Source organism: Actinoplanes sp. NPDC049681, from assembly GCF_044465265.1.
GTDB lineage: Bacteria > Actinomycetota > Actinomycetes > Mycobacteriales > Micromonosporaceae > Actinoplanes.
This window is the reverse complement of the sequence record NZ_JBITLP010000005.1, coordinates 366,682-379,867: the sequence shown is the minus strand read 5'-3', so window position 1 is coordinate 379,867 and position 13,186 is coordinate 366,682. Positions and strand designations below refer to the sequence as shown.

At 72.1% G+C, this 13,186-nt stretch carries 18 protein-coding genes; 11 read left to right on the top strand and 7 right to left on the bottom strand.

Going from position 1 to position 13,186, the window contains the following annotated elements; all coding sequences use genetic code 11:
• Window positions 1-49 precede the first annotated feature (49 nt).
• Window positions 50-817: a DUF2927 domain-containing protein gene (locus tag ACIBO8_RS20075; protein WP_396116759.1), complete on the top strand. Its 768-nt coding sequence runs from the start codon at window positions 50-52 to the stop codon at window positions 815-817.
• Here the strand turns inward: ACIBO8_RS20075 and ACIBO8_RS20070 are convergent.
• A complete protein-coding gene (locus ACIBO8_RS20070; RefSeq protein WP_396116758.1) occupies window positions 789-1,247 on the bottom strand; it encodes an AAA family ATPase in 459 nt (152 codons plus the stop codon). The two genes, ACIBO8_RS20075 and ACIBO8_RS20070, sit on opposite strands and share 29 nt — an antisense overlap.
• A 53-nt stretch (window positions 1,248-1,300) precedes the next feature.
• Here ACIBO8_RS20070 and ACIBO8_RS20065 point away from each other — a divergent pair, with 53 nt between their 5' ends.
• The gene (locus ACIBO8_RS20065) at window positions 1,301-1,915 is read left to right on the top strand and encodes a hypothetical protein (RefSeq protein WP_396116757.1); all 615 of its coding nucleotides are present in this window, start codon (window positions 1,301-1,303) and stop codon (window positions 1,913-1,915) included.
• A 249-nt stretch (window positions 1,916-2,164) separates the two neighbouring features.
• Here the strand turns inward: ACIBO8_RS20065 and ACIBO8_RS20060 are convergent, their stop codons facing one another.
• Window positions 2,165-2,761, bottom strand: coding sequence for a TetR/AcrR family transcriptional regulator (locus ACIBO8_RS20060; protein WP_396116756.1), 597 nt, complete (start codon window positions 2,759-2,761; stop codon window positions 2,165-2,167).
• Window positions 2,762-2,838: 77 nt separating this feature from the next.
• Between ACIBO8_RS20060 and ACIBO8_RS20055 the strand changes: the two genes are divergently transcribed.
• Both ACIBO8_RS20055 and ACIBO8_RS20050 read left to right on the top strand, forming a co-directional pair.
• The gene (locus tag ACIBO8_RS20055; RefSeq protein WP_396116755.1) at window positions 2,839-3,786 is read left to right on the top strand and encodes an LLM class F420-dependent oxidoreductase; all 948 of its coding nucleotides are present in this window, start codon (window positions 2,839-2,841) and stop codon (window positions 3,784-3,786) included.
• A 25-nt stretch (window positions 3,787-3,811) separates the two neighbouring features.
• Window positions 3,812-4,906, top strand: coding sequence for a glycosyltransferase (locus tag ACIBO8_RS20050; protein ID WP_396116754.1), 1,095 nt, complete (start codon window positions 3,812-3,814; stop codon window positions 4,904-4,906).
• A gap of 6 nt (window positions 4,907-4,912) precedes the next feature.
• Here ACIBO8_RS20050 and ACIBO8_RS20045 read toward each other — a convergent pair whose 3' ends face one another.
• Window positions 4,913-5,632, bottom strand: a complete 720-nt coding sequence (locus ACIBO8_RS20045) for an XRE family transcriptional regulator (RefSeq protein WP_396117104.1) — start codon at window positions 5,630-5,632, stop codon at window positions 4,913-4,915.
• Between the two features lie 140 nt (window positions 5,633-5,772).
• Here ACIBO8_RS20045 and ACIBO8_RS20040 point away from each other — a divergent pair, with 140 nt between their 5' ends.
• Window positions 5,773-6,009, top strand: coding sequence for a hypothetical protein (locus ACIBO8_RS20040; RefSeq protein WP_396116753.1), 237 nt, complete (start codon window positions 5,773-5,775; stop codon window positions 6,007-6,009).
• Between the two features lie 11 nt (window positions 6,010-6,020).
• Here the strand turns inward: ACIBO8_RS20040 and ACIBO8_RS20035 are convergent, their stop codons facing one another.
• Complete coding sequence (locus ACIBO8_RS20035) at window positions 6,021-6,623, bottom strand: TetR/AcrR family transcriptional regulator (protein WP_396116752.1); 603 nt, start codon at window positions 6,621-6,623, stop codon at window positions 6,021-6,023.
• Between the two features lie 46 nt (window positions 6,624-6,669).
• Entirely contained in the window at window positions 6,670-7,380 is a 711-nt protein-coding gene (locus ACIBO8_RS20030) for an MBL fold metallo-hydrolase (protein ID WP_396116751.1), read from the bottom strand.
• 93 nt (window positions 7,381-7,473) lie between these two features.
• Here ACIBO8_RS20030 and ACIBO8_RS20025 point away from each other — a divergent pair, with 93 nt between their 5' ends.
• Complete coding sequence (locus ACIBO8_RS20025; protein ID WP_396116750.1) at window positions 7,474-7,905, top strand: MmcQ/YjbR family DNA-binding protein; 432 nt, start codon at window positions 7,474-7,476, stop codon at window positions 7,903-7,905.
• On the opposite strand, the gene ACIBO8_RS20020 is transcribed toward ACIBO8_RS20025, so the two are convergent.
• A complete protein-coding gene (locus ACIBO8_RS20020) occupies window positions 7,902-9,269 on the bottom strand; it encodes an NAD(P)/FAD-dependent oxidoreductase (protein WP_396116749.1) in 1,368 nt (455 codons plus the stop codon). The two genes, ACIBO8_RS20025 and ACIBO8_RS20020, sit on opposite strands and share 4 nt — an antisense overlap.
• Before the next feature lie 24 nt (window positions 9,270-9,293).
• The gene (locus ACIBO8_RS20015; protein ID WP_396116748.1) at window positions 9,294-9,659 is read right to left on the bottom strand and encodes a hypothetical protein; all 366 of its coding nucleotides are present in this window, start codon (window positions 9,657-9,659) and stop codon (window positions 9,294-9,296) included.
• A 48-nt stretch (window positions 9,660-9,707) separates the two neighbouring features.
• Here ACIBO8_RS20015 and ACIBO8_RS20010 point away from each other — a divergent pair, with 48 nt between their 5' ends.
• From ACIBO8_RS20010 to ACIBO8_RS19990, 5 genes are all read left to right on the top strand, one after another.
• A complete protein-coding gene (locus ACIBO8_RS20010) occupies window positions 9,708-10,115 on the top strand; it encodes a hypothetical protein (RefSeq protein ID WP_396116747.1) in 408 nt (135 codons plus the stop codon).
• 28 nt (window positions 10,116-10,143) lie between these two features.
• Window positions 10,144-10,950, top strand: a complete 807-nt coding sequence (locus tag ACIBO8_RS20005) for a TIGR02452 family protein (protein WP_396116746.1) — start codon at window positions 10,144-10,146, stop codon at window positions 10,948-10,950.
• Between the two features lie 28 nt (window positions 10,951-10,978).
• Window positions 10,979-11,458, top strand: a complete 480-nt coding sequence (locus tag ACIBO8_RS20000) for a hypothetical protein (protein ID WP_396116745.1) — start codon at window positions 10,979-10,981, stop codon at window positions 11,456-11,458.
• 114 nt (window positions 11,459-11,572) lie between these two features.
• A complete protein-coding gene (locus ACIBO8_RS19995; protein ID WP_396116744.1) occupies window positions 11,573-12,247 on the top strand; it encodes an alpha/beta fold hydrolase in 675 nt (224 codons plus the stop codon).
• Window positions 12,248-12,329: 82 nt separating this feature from the next.
• The gene (locus ACIBO8_RS19990) at window positions 12,330-12,917 is read left to right on the top strand and encodes a hypothetical protein (RefSeq protein WP_396116743.1); all 588 of its coding nucleotides are present in this window, start codon (window positions 12,330-12,332) and stop codon (window positions 12,915-12,917) included.
• The last annotated feature ends 269 nt before the right edge of the window (window positions 12,918-13,186 follow it).

Below are 13,186 nucleotides of genomic sequence, written 5' to 3'. Positions count from 1 at the left end.
GAAACCGTAGGATGCCGGGATCCTGGCACTGCGACCCCGGAGGACCCGCTTGCGTCCGGCGCTGCTCCGCCTCCTGTCCCCGGCGCTGCTGGCCGCCGTCCTCGCGACGGCCGGCTGCGACGCCGGCCCCACCCGTGCGGCCGGCGCCCCGGCGACCTCCGGCCCCGCGGCGTCGGCGTCCGCGCCGGCACCCGCCTCGCCGCCCGCCCCACCGAAGCCCCGGGTCAGCAAGGCCACGCTCGCCTACTTCTTCAAGATCGCGCTGGGCGCCGAGTACGGCGACGACGTCAAGGTCGTCATCAAGTGGTCCCAGCCGGTCGTGACGGTCCGCCTCGAGGGCAAGCCGGACGCTCCCGCCCGTACCTGTCTGCAGCGCGTCGTCGCCGACTTCAACGAGCTGTCGGCCACCACGCGGCTGCGGCTCACCACGGACTCGACCGCCGACATCCGCATGTACTTCGGCCCTGTCAGCCGCTTCCGCTCCGTCGAACCCAGTTACGTCCCCGGCAACGACGGCTTCTTCACCGTCGCCTGGCGCGGCGACCACACCATCAGCAACGGCACGGTGCTGATCAGGACCACGGGCATCGGCGACCGGGTCCGCTGCCACCTGATCCGTGAGGAACTGACGCAGAGCATGGGTCTCATGCGAGACGCCGACGACCACCCGGACAGCGTCTTCTACGGCGAGTACTGGGCGATGCCGACGAAGTATTCCGGCCTCGACGAGAAACTGATCCGACTGCTCTACGGGGGAGCGCTCCGGCCCGGCGACACCCGCAAGGACATCACCGCCGCCGTGACGGTCGCCGGATGAGCTGCTCGACGAGGTCGGCCAGCTCGGCCACCGGCAGCCGGCCGTCGAGCTCCACAGTGGCACCGGCGCGCAGCAACGGCTCGACCTCCCGGACGTACCGCTCGATCTCGGCCCGATCCTGCGCCGTTCTCCCGTACGGGTTGGCCGGCCTGGTCGCGACCCGATCGAGGAGGACGTCGAGCGGAGCGCTCAGCAGGACGACATGGTCGAAGCGGTCGTAGAACCGTCCCTGGTTGGCCACCGTTCCCGACACGACGACCTCCGGGCGATCGGCGAGCAGAGCGGCCATCCGCGGCTCGTCCCAGTCGCCGTCCGGGCGCACCCATCCGCCGTAGTCGGTGTCGACGACGTCGTGGCCCCGCCGCGCCAGCTCCTCGAGCACCGTACTCTTGCCCGCGCCCGACATCCCGGTCACCAATACGTGCGTCACCTCCGTGAACTTACTGACGTGGCCCGGGCCCCGTTCTCCCTATCCTCACCGCCATGGGGAGGATCACGAACGTCCGGGCGACGCCGGGCGGTTCCGTACGGCTCGACCTGCCACGCGAAGGGGGCGGCTGGCGGGTCACCCACCTGCGTCCGGAGGTGAAGAGCCGGCTCGCCGAGCTGTACGGCCTCGCGGAATGGGGCGCGTGGCGGGGCTTCGTGGCGGCCCTGACCTGCTGCCCCTTCTGGCTGCTCATCGCCTGGGCCGGCCTGCGACCGGCGGCGGCGGTCACCGGCTGGATCACCGCCGTCGGCGCGGTGATGGCGGTCCTCGGCCTCGGCATGCTGCTGACGGACGCCTACGAGCTCTTCGGCGGCATCCTGTACGTCCTGACCGCCGTGGTGATCTCGCCGCTGCTGCTGTTCCCCGCCTTCCAGCGCTCACTGGAGTACACGATCGAGACGGACGCCGGCCCGCCGATCTGGGTGCCGGCGAACGGCGTCACCGGGGCGTGGCTCGAGACCCGGGGCAACGCCGTGGCGGTGACCTTCACCTTCCACAACGGCGGCACCGTCACCTACGAGGCGGCCGGCCGCCCGGGCACCAAGCTCCACAGAGGATTCAACCGCCTCCTGGGTCACCCGCTGGCCCGGCACCCGCAGGCTCTGTAGGCGCCTACGGCCGGCGGCGTTCCCAGGGTCCGTGTCGCGCTCGTCGTCGGCGCCGTGTGTCACCAGCAGGACGGGCTCGCGGCGCTCAGCGGCCTCCGGCGTCCGGATGCACGCCGTGCCGGACCCCGAGCCCGATCGACATCGTGGCGACATGGTGCTCGCCGCCGGTCCTCCACCCGAACGGGTACGAGACCGGTTCACCCTGAGGGCCGGGGAACGTTCCCAGACCTGGGTATCCACCGGGTCAACCTAGTCGACGGTCATGAGGGCGCGCGCTGCCGTGGTGGCCCGGGCGGCGATCGCGTCGACGGAGATCGATTTCCGGGCGAAGAAGCCGTCCGCGTACAGCGAGGTGTAGCCGTGCGCCACCGCGATCGTCGCCTCGACCAGCTGGACCGCCTCCTGATACGACGGGCAGCCGGTCGCGGCGGCGAGGTCGAGCAGGGTGGTCATCAGGGCTCGGGTCCGGTCGCGCCGGGTCTCGTCCGGCAGGGCGTGCAACTCGCCGGCGTAGATGACGTGGAAGCCGGCGCCGGTGCGGGCGACGTACCTGACGTAGGCGCCGGCCGCTGCGGCCAGGCGGTCGGCCGGGTCGGTGCCGGCCGCGTCGGCGGCGGCGGCGATCGCCGCGGCCAGGTCGTGGGCGGCGGCGCCCGAGACGGCGCCGAGCAGGTGGGTCCGGTCCGGGAAATGACGGTACGGCGCGGCCGTGCTCACACCCAGCCGGCGGGCGACGGCGGCGACCGAGAAGCGCGGGAGTCCGCCGCCCTCGGCGAGCTGGGCGAAGCTGGCCTCGATCAGCGCCGCGCGGAGGTCGCCGTGGTGGTATCCCCGGTCCGCCGACACGCCCGCCTCCGCTTGCCGAAGATGTAAGTGACGTCTTACATTAGCAAGTGATAGCCCTCTTACATAGCGGAGGCACTGTGAGCATCCGGCTCGGGTACCAGATCCCCAACTTCACCTACCCCGGCGTGCCGGTCGAGGACCTCTTCGACACGGTCGCCGCTCAGGCCCGCGAGGCCGAGGCGGTGGGATTCGACACCGTCCTGGTGATGGACCACTTCTACCAGCTGCCGGGCATCGGTGCGCCTGAGAACGCGATGCTGGAGGCGTACACGACGCTCGGCGCGCTCGCCTCGGCCACCTCGACGATCCAGCTGTCCACACTGGTCACCGGGAACACGTACCGTAATCCTGCGCTCCTGGCGAAGACGGTGACCACCCTCGACGTGGTCTCGAAGGGCCGCGCGATCCTGGGGATCGGCGCCGGCTGGTTCGAGCGTGAGCATCACGACTACGGCTTCGAGTTCGGCACGTTCGGGCAGCGCTTCGAGCGGCTCGAGGAGGCGCTGACCATCATCGCGCCGATGCTGAAGGGCGAGCCGGCCGTCCTCGACGGCAAGTGGTACACCGCCCGCGGCGCCATGAACAATCCCCGGCTGCGCCCGACGATCCCGATCATGCTCGGCGGCAGTGGTGAGCAGAAGACGTTCCGGCTGGCCGCCCGCTTCGCCGACCACATGAACATCATCTGCGACGTCGCCGACCTGCCCCACAAGGTCGCCGTGCTCCGGCAGCGGTGCGAGGAGATCGGCCGCGACCCGGCCACGCTCGCGACCAGCTACCTGGTCATGGGCATCGTGGGCGAGACCGGGCAGGAGGTGAAGGAGCTCGCCGAGACCGTGCCCGAGGACCGCCGCAACCGCACCTTCCTCGGCACGCCCGACCAGGTCGCCGAGCAGCTCCAGGAGAAGGTGCTGGGCGCCGGCATCGACGGAATCACCATCAACCTGATCCGTAACGGTCACCGGCCGGGCTTCGTCACCCAGGTCGGTGCGGCGCTCAAGCCCCTGGTCACCAGCGGCGCCTGAGGTCGCACGTGCTATAACGCGGCTCATGCGCATCCTGTTCGTCGCGGCGCCGCTCCAGGGCCACCTGCTGCCCCTGATCCCGCTCGCCGCAGCGTGCCGGGACGCCGGGCACGAGGTGACCCTGGCCGGTGGCGGCTTCCCGCCCGACGTCCTGGGGCTGCGTACGGCCGACATCGGCGCCCGCTTCAGCCTGCCGCGGAGCGCGATCCGGGTCGCCCTGCGCCACCCGGGCATCGCCCGCGCCGAGATGAGAGGCACGGCGGGCTACGCCATGGTCGGCGAACTCTTCGGCCGCGCCAACCTCGCCCTGGTCGCCCCGCTGCTGGCGCTCGCCGCGCGCGAACGCCCGGACCTGATCGTGTACGAGTCGCTGGGCGAGGCCGGCGCCGTCGTGGCCGGACGCCTGTCCGTCCCGTCGGTGCTGCAGGAGAACACGCTGTGGCCGGCCACCGACCTCTTCCGGGCAGTGGCCGGCAGCACGGCCCTCGCCGGCCACGACCTCCCCGCCCCGGCGCTGACCATCGCGGTGACCCCGCCGAGCCTGCGCGTCACCCCGTCCCCGGACGCCGTGGCGATGCGGCCGGTCCCGTTCTCGGGCGGCGGCCCGGTCCCGGACTGGCTGCGTACCCCCGGCGACCGGCCCCGCGTGCTGGTCAGCCGCAGCACCCTCGAGGGCCCGAACGACGGCGACCCGGGCCCCGCGGTCATCGCCGCAGCCGCACGGGTGGACGCCGAGTTCGTGCTGGTCCGCCCGGCGGTCACCCGCAACCTCCCACCGAACGTGCGGGCGGTGGGCCGGGTGCCGCTGAACGAGGTGCTGCCGTACGCCGCCGGCTTCGTTCACCATTCCGGTGCCGGAAGCGTGCTGGGCGGGCTGGCTGCGGGCGTACCTCAATTGACCACGCCCGGAGCGGGCGACCGCAGGCACAACGCCGAACTGCTGGCCCAGCGCGGAGCCGGCCTCGCCGTCAAGGCGAAGGCCATCGGCGCGGCCGACCTGAACCGGCTGGTGACGGACGACGGGCTGCGGCGCGCCGCCCAGGAGGTCGCGGCGGAGATCGCCGCGATGCCCGCCCCGGCCGCGGTGGTTCCCACCCTGGAACGGCTCGCCGCCGGCTGACGCGTGTTACTCGGCCGTGGGACGGTTGTACGCGGCCAGTGTGGCCTGGCCGGTGGACGCATCCTGGAAGACCAGCTCCCAGGGGCCCGTGTTGACGTCCATGTCCTTGCCGAAGCCCACCCACTTGCCGCGGATCCGGCGCCCCGTCGGCTCGGCCAGCATCTGGATGGCCCCGTGGTAGCGAGCGCCCCGGTAGTAGCCGTCCGCCTCGGTCTGCTCCACCCAGGTGCCGGTGACGACCGGCCCGTCCACGGTCAGGTCCATCGTCAGGGAGGATGTGGCGGAGCTGGGGAGGCTGCGTACCGTCAGGCGGTCCCCGTGCTGCAGGACCACGACGAAGTGCTCGCCCGTGTACGTGCTGTCCCGGCTCGAGGAGTAGAAGTCGTACCTGCTGAGCCACACGCCCGAGTAGTTGGGAGCCGGGACGGCGGCGGCCGCCGTGGAACGAACCGGTGCGGGGCTGGTCGGCGTTGCTGCCACGTCGTGACCGCCGTGGCCGTCGCCGGACACGCGAGCCTGGGGGACCGGCACGCTGAAACCCAGCGAGGCGATCGGCAGCCCTGTGACGGCCTCGAGGGCGCGGGCGTACACCGGCCGGGGAGCGACGATCTGGCCGGCCTCCCAGCGCTGGACCAGCCGCTTGCTCGCGTCGTTCGGCACCCCGGCGCGGTCCCCGGCCGCGCGCAGAGCGCGGGCGAAGTCGTCCTGGCTCATCAGCATCCCCATGCGGACGGCGCGGAGGGTGGCGTTGGTGGTCACGGTCGACAGGGTAGTCGAATGTCGCCGAAATGACGCCCCTGATATCGCCGCATTGACGTCCCGGCCGCCGCTGCGCCTACGTGGCCGGCGGGGTGATCCTCGATCGCATGAGCTTGCCCGGCCCCCGCTCCGACGTCATGGCCACCTTCCGCGACGCCGGTCAGCCCCGGCCCCTGGCCGACCGGCCCCTGGCGGTGGCGCACCGCCACGCCCGGGGCTGGACCGTCTGCGTCATCGCAGGACCCAGGTTCGAGCGCACGACCTTCGACGGGGTTGCCGAGGCGGTGACCCGCCAGACCGGAATCCGCAAGCTCCTGATCGTCTGGTCCGGGACCGTGTCCTAAGGTCCGGGCCGTCAGCCGCGGGCCGAACCTGCGCCCAGCAGCATGCGCAGGCCGGGCTTGGCGCGGCGGAGCGCCTCCGGGTCGTCGTACGCCTTCGCCATCAGAGCGTGCCCCTGCAGATGGGCCAGCAGCCGCATCGCCGCATCGCCCGCGTCCAGGGCCGGGTCGATCTCGCCGCGCCCCTTGGCCTCGGTGATCGCCACCGTGAAGTAGCGGGTCCAGCCCGCCAGGATGCGGGTGACCTGGGTGCGGGCGTCGTCGCCGTACCCGGCCATCTCCGCGGCCAGGCCGCCCAGCGGGCAGCCGGGCGTGGCTCCCATCCGCCCGCGCATCTCGGCGAGCAGTTCGGCGAAGCTGTCGACGAATCGGTCGATGCGCTCGAGCGGTCCGACGTCGTCGGCGAACGCCGCCTCCAGGACCGCGTTCATCATGTCCCAGTTCCGTTCCAGGACCGCCGCGCCGAGAGCGTTCTTGGACGGGAAGAAGTGATAGAGGCTGCCTTTGTGTACGCCCGCGGCCTTGCACACGTCTTCCGTGCTCACCTGCGCGAGCGACGCGCCGTGCACCAGGTCGCGGGCGACGGTCACGATGCGCTCGCGCGTGTCCTTCGCCATGTAGCCGCCTCCTTCGCGCAACCCGGCAAAGGTAGCAAGGCGCCGGTCAGGTGAGGCGCCGTTGCTCGCGGGCCGCCCATCGGGCGACGCGGCCGGGGTCGAGCGGGCCGCCGTGCCCCACGTGCAGGGCGCGCGGCCGCAGCGCCAGCATCGCCTGCAGGCTGGCGAGGTTGCGTGCCGGATCGTCGTGGAACGGCGGGTTGGCCGGGCGGCGGGGGATGAGCCCCATGAAGGAGCCGGCGATGAGGTCGCCGGCGACCAGGTCGCCCTCGTCGGTCAGGACGGACACCGACCCGGCCGTGTGCCCGGGGGTGGGCATGATGCGGCCGTCGACGCCGAAGTCGGCGAGCGAGGTGGGGCCGTCGAGCAGGATGTCCGGCTCGACCGGCTCGATCCGGGCGTACAGCGGCCGGGCGCGGGCCATGAGCCGGCCCATCGGCCCGGTGGGCCGGTACGGCCGGCGCGACCGTCCACTCCGGTACGGCCCGGCGTCGGCGGCGTGCGCGGCGATGGGTGCGCCGGTGAGCCGCTGCAGCTCGGCCGCCGATCCGAAATGGTCGAGATGGGCGTGGGTCAGGACGATCAGCGCGAGGTCCGCCGGGTCGACGCCGTGCCGGGCGAGGCCTTCGACGATCGTGCCGGCCTTGCCGGGTGTGCCGGCGTCGACGAGGACGGGACGTCGTCCGAGCAGCAGGTAGGTGTTGATGGTGTGCCGGCCGGTGACCGGCACGGCGGCCACCCGGGTCGTGTGTAGCACGGCGTCTCTCCCAGTTCTTGACCGATCAGTCAACAGCACCCTAGAGGTGCTTGACTGGTCGGTCAAGAAGGACTGCATCGGTTACGGTGAGGCGTGTCCCGGGACAACGACCGGCCGGCTCGGGTCGACGACATCCACGAGCTCGCGATGACCATGCCGCACGTGAAGGTGGAGTACGGCAGCCGCGACAACCCGGTCTACCAGGTGGGCGGGAAGTCGTTCATCTTCTTCCGCAATCCCCGGCCCGACGCGGTGGACCCGGAGACGGGGGAGCGCTACACGGACGTCGTCGTCTTCTGGGTCGAGTCGGAGGCGGACAAGCACGCTCTCGTCCAGGACGAGACGTCGCCGTTCTTCACCACGGCCCACTTCGACGGCCATCCGTCGGTGCTGCTCCGGACGTGCCGGGTCGGCGAGGTCACACGTGGGGAGCTCGCCGAGCTGATCCAGGACGCGTGGATGTCCCGCGCCTCGGCGCGCCGGGCGGCCGCCTATCTCAGCGCTCACCCGCCTGCCCGTCCCTAGGCCGCCGGCGGGGACTGAAGAACCGGGCCGCGCCTGCCGCGGAGGACCCGCAGGGCGACCCCGGGGCGGAACAACGCCGCCGGCGGTGCGACGAGGTACAGCACGTCGGCGAGCGCCCGGGCGACGTACCCGTCGCGGTTGGCCACATCGGACGTGCGGTCGAGGTACCGGTTGGCCAGCTGCGCCGCCCGGCCCAGCCGGGGTCCGACGGTGGTCGGGAACCGCAGGTCCGCCCCGGTGGCGATCCGCCAGGGGGCCTCGCTGCACCGCGCGACCGCCGCCTGCGCGGCGCGGCCGAAGGTGCCCGGGTGGGCGCGCAGGTGCCTGTCCAGCAGCACGGCGGCCTGGGCGGCGACCGTCATTCCCTGGCCGTACACCGGGTTGAAGGTGCAGGCGGCATCGCCCGTCACCAGGAAACCGTCCGGCCAGCGCGGCATGGCCTCGTAGTGACGGCGGTGGTTGGCCGTACGCCGGTAGCCGTGAACCGGGGAATCCGGGGTCCCGTTCCGGATCGCTTCGTAGAGCACCGTGCTGCGCAATCCGCGCGCGAACTCCAGGAAGCCCTGCTCGTCGGTGGGCGGGACGTCGCCGCCGAGCCCGCCGAGCGTCACCATCCACCTCCCGTTCTCGATGGGGAACAGCACCCCGCCCCGCCGGACCTCCGGCGCCTTGGGCATCAGGAGGATGTTCTTCCACCCGCCGGTCGCCCCCTCGGGCAGCGAGTAGCGGCGGCTGGCATAGGCCAGACCGGACTCGACCCGGCTCTCCTCGGGCCGCCCGTACCCGAGCTGGTCGAGCCACTCCGTGGCATGCGAGGCGCGCCCGCTGGCATCGACCACCAGATCCGCCGCCAGTTCCTCCGGCGCCGAGCCCGGGGACCGGCCGCGCAGCAGCACGCCTCCGACAGCCTGCGCCCCTCGAGCCGGTACCAAACCCACGACCTCGTGCCCGGTGCGGAACCGAACCCGTCCGTCCTGCACCAGACGCCGGCGCAGCGCCCAGTCGATCAGTTCCCGGCTGGCGCCGACGAGCCGGTGAGTGGCGGGGAACCTGTCCCGCCAGCCGGTGGGGCTGAGGTACAGCACCTCCGTGGGCGCCGCGACCGGCACCGCACCGTACTCGTGAAGGCCTGCGATCACACCGGGGAAGAGCAGGTCGAGCGCGCTCTGGCCGGCCGGGATCAGGACATGCAGGTGGTGGGCCTGCGGAAGCCCTTTCCGTACGGCCGGCCCGGCCGGAAAATCATCACGGTCGACGACGGTGACACTCTCCACGTGGTCGGCGAGAACACGGGCGGCACAGAGCCCGGCGAGGCTGCCCCCGATGACGACGGCGTGGCGGGGCGCGGGCGTGGTGAGCGACATCCCCCCATCGTGCGGGGTCATCTCCTAGTTGGGAACGTCGATCTGGAGGTCGTGGTAGTCGCCGATCGAGAGCACCACGGTCCCGTTCTCCACGAGCTCGTAGTCCCACAGCTTGCCTTCCGGGTCGAACGACTCGATCGACACCTCGATCCGCCGGAACAGCGCCCTCGCGTCCGGCGTCATCGCACCCCTGATCTCGATGGCGTCGCGCATCCCGCTCCACGGCCCGACCTGCACGGCGGGCAACCCCAGGAATTCGCTACGGCCGTAGCTGAGCGGCCCGTCGCCGTCCGGCATGTGCACCCGGAACTCGTCCGCACGGTCGAGGTGTTCGCTCAACAGGGATCGCCATTCGGCGTCGGGGACGGGGCCCAGGTACTTCCGCGGCATGCCGGGATCGTATCGATGCGGGTCACGCGGGCATGGCAGGCTGGTGCCGTGCCAGTGATCGCAGACCCCCGGCGGGTCCGGGAGATCGACGTCATCCGGGTCGGACCCGACCACTCCCGCGGCTGGGACGGACGGACGCCCGTACGCGGCGTGGTCCTCGAGGTCTGGCACGGCGAGCAAGCCGAAGCGGCCCTCGCCCTCGCCGCGACGCTGCCCGAGGCGCAGCCGATGCGGTGCTTCCTGCCGCACTATGCGATGCGACTCCGCAACGGCCCGACGGCCCTCGCCGAGATCGCCTTCTGCTTCCGATGCCGCAACGGCCGGGCATTGTCGTTCCCGCCGGACTTCGTGGTCGCCCCCTGGTTCACGTTCGACCCCGACAGCGAACCGGCCCGGCACCTGCTCGCGATGTTCCGGTCGGCCGCCGGCCGTTCACCCGATAACGAGTCGCCGTAGCAGCCGGCGTCGGACAGAATCGGTCGGCGTGAGTACCCACCTGCGGGAGATCGCCCGCGACACCCTGCAGATCCTTCAGGACGGCGCCTACCGTACGCCCCGCGGGCAGAAGGTCGACCTGGCGCCGGCGATGCAAGCCGCGGTCGCGGGCACATCGGTGTACCAGCCGGACGAACCGCTGCCGGCCCCCGCACCGGCCGGCCCCGCCCCCGCGGTGTCGGTCACGGCGGAAAGCACCCTGGCGGCCACCCGCCGGATGGCCGCCGACGGTCCGGTGGCCGCCCTGGTGTTCGCGTCCGCCAAGAACCCCGGCGGCGGCTTCCGCACGGGAGCCCAGGCGCAGGAGGAGAGCCTCGCGCGATCGTCGGCCCTGTACCGCTGCCTCACCGCCGTACCCCAGTTCTACGCGGTCCACCGCGCCAGCAGCGACAACCTCTACAGCGACCGGGTGATCCATTCGCCCGGCGTGCCGGTCTTCCGCGACGACGACGGCCACCTCCTGGAGACGGCCTATCAGGTGTCGTTCCTGACCGCGGCGGCACCCAACCGCGGGGCGGTACCCCGCAACCGCGCCGACCAGGTCGCGGCGATCCTCGCCAAACGGGCCCGCCGCGTCCTCGCCGTCGCAGCCGCCCACGGCCACCGGCGCCTCGTACTCGGCGCATGGGGTTGCGGTGTCTTCCGCAACGACCCGGCGATGGTGGCCGACGCGTTCGCCGGGGCGCTGCTCGACACCGCCGGCTGGTTCGACGACGTGGTCTTCGCCGTGATGGACGACAAGAAGGGAACCCCGGTGCGGTCGGCGTTCTCCGCCCGCTTCCCCGCCGCCGGCTGACCCGGCGGCCGACGGTAACGTTCCCGACGTGGGCCTGTACCTGGTCGACGTCAGCGCCGCGAGCTGGGCGGAGAAGGAGTACGCACCTCTTCTGAACGACGCACTCGTGGCACGAGGTCTGCCGCCCTATCCGGGGCCGCCGACCACAGCCCGCCAGGGCTTCGAGGAGAAGTTCATCCTCGGCATGGACGAGTTCGCCGACATGTGTGCACGCCACGGCGTCGCGGAGTTTCTCGACGCCACCCTGATCGTGCCGGTGGACTTTCCCGGCCTGATCGAACTCCCGGTGGAGAGCTCCTACGACGACGTGACAACCGTGTTCAGCGCCCAGCGGCTGCGCACGGCCATCGCCCCGGTCGCCGCCGAGATCGGGCTGACCGCCGACCTGCCGAGCGGGCCGTTGGCGCTGACCCTCGCGATCGACGATCCGCTCACCTTCTCCGTGGCACTCTTCCGGCAAGCCGCGGAGCACTCGCTGCGCCATGGCTGCCCGCTGACGTACATCTAGCCGTCCGGAGCCGAGGACGCCCGGTCAGATTCTGCTTCCGCGCCTCGTCGCGCCCGCCTGTGGTTGGTAGCGTTCACGGCCATGCAGCCTCGCACCGTCCGGGTTGGATCTGCCGTGTTGCATGTGGGAGTGACGGGCGAAGGTCCTGATGTCGTCGTCCTGAGCGGCGGCCCCGGTTGCGTGCAGTACCTGGAACGGGACGACATCTCCCCGCGAGGTCACCGCGCCTGGTATCCCGAGCCTCGCGGAGTCGGCCGCTCGACCGGCGGCCCGCACACCATGGACGAGGCGATAGAAGACCTCGAGAGCATCCGTACGGCGGTAGGAGCGTCCACCTGGCTCGTGCTCGGCCACTCGTGGGGCTGCGACCTCGCGGTGCGCTACGCGCTCGAGCATCCGGAGGTGGTGACGGCGGTGGTCGGCATCGCCGGCAGGGGTCCCCACCGTGACCGCACCTGGTCCGAGGCGTACGAAGCCGGCAAGGCGTCGGAGCCCGCCGTCGGCATCGAGTGGGTGAGCGACGTTCACAGGGCGCTCGGCGAGTCATTCACCGAATGGATCCACCGGCCCGACCTGTGGCGCCGACTGGCCGGCTGCGAGGTGCCGATGCACTTCATCGCCGCCGGCGACGACATCCGCCCGTCCTGGCCCCTGGCCCAGCTCGCGGAACTCGTCCCGCACGGGCGGTTCTCCACCGTGCCGGCCGTACCGCACGACTTCTGGTTCACCCACCCCGACGTCTGGACGAGAACCGTCACGGAGGCCCTGGTGCGTACGCCGGAAGCATGACGGGTCCGCAACGGGCCCACCGGCCGTGACCCGCCCGTGAGACCGTCCGGAGGACAGCCGACCCTACAGGCGGGGAGATCCGATGGTCACGGTCCCGGCGGGCAGCACCCTCCTGCTGCGATGCCCGGGCGAGCAGCCGCTCGCACTGATCGTGCTGGCCGAGGTCAGCGCGGCATTCCTGGCCGAGCTCCCGCCGATCCCGGTGCTCGACCCGGACGGCCCGGGCACCCGGCGCTTCGGCATCCTCGAGCTGGTCAGCAGCGCCGGCGTCACCTGGGTCGAGGCGGAACTGCGCGACGGCACCCTCACCCTCACCGGCGACCCGCCCACCGACGTGGTCCAGCGCCGGGGCGCCACCCGCCGCCCCGGCACGTACGCCGCCACCGGCACCGCCCAGCTGAACACCGAACCGGGCCGCCGCCTCGTAGCCCTCTCCGGCCACGTCGAAGACGTATCCACCACCGGCCTGCTCTTGCGAGCCACCCCCGCGACCAGCGTCCACCTCCCCCCGAACATCGTCCGAACCCTCCTGCACATCTCCATGCCGTGGGGCGACATGACAGCAACAATCACCACAGTGGACCAAAGAGCCGACCACCTCCGAGGCACCTACGAATGGCTCACCCCCTCCGACAAAGCAGCCCTCGAAACCTTCTGCGCCGCCCGCTGAGCAAGGAAGACCCCAACAAAGCAACCGGCGCGGTTCGTCCGCCTGACCACGACGAACCCAGGCCTGCCCGACGCGCCGACGAACAGCAACCCCAGCGCGGCAGCCAGACCACCCACCGCACGGTGACCGCGAAGCCCGCCACGCACGCACAAGTGAGCGACCACCACGAACCCGCAGCCCGAGACCACGCAAGGTGGGGGGGGGGGGGGGGGGGGGGGCGCCCGCCCCCCCCCCCCCCCCCCGCGCGGGCGCCCCCCCCCCCCCCCCCG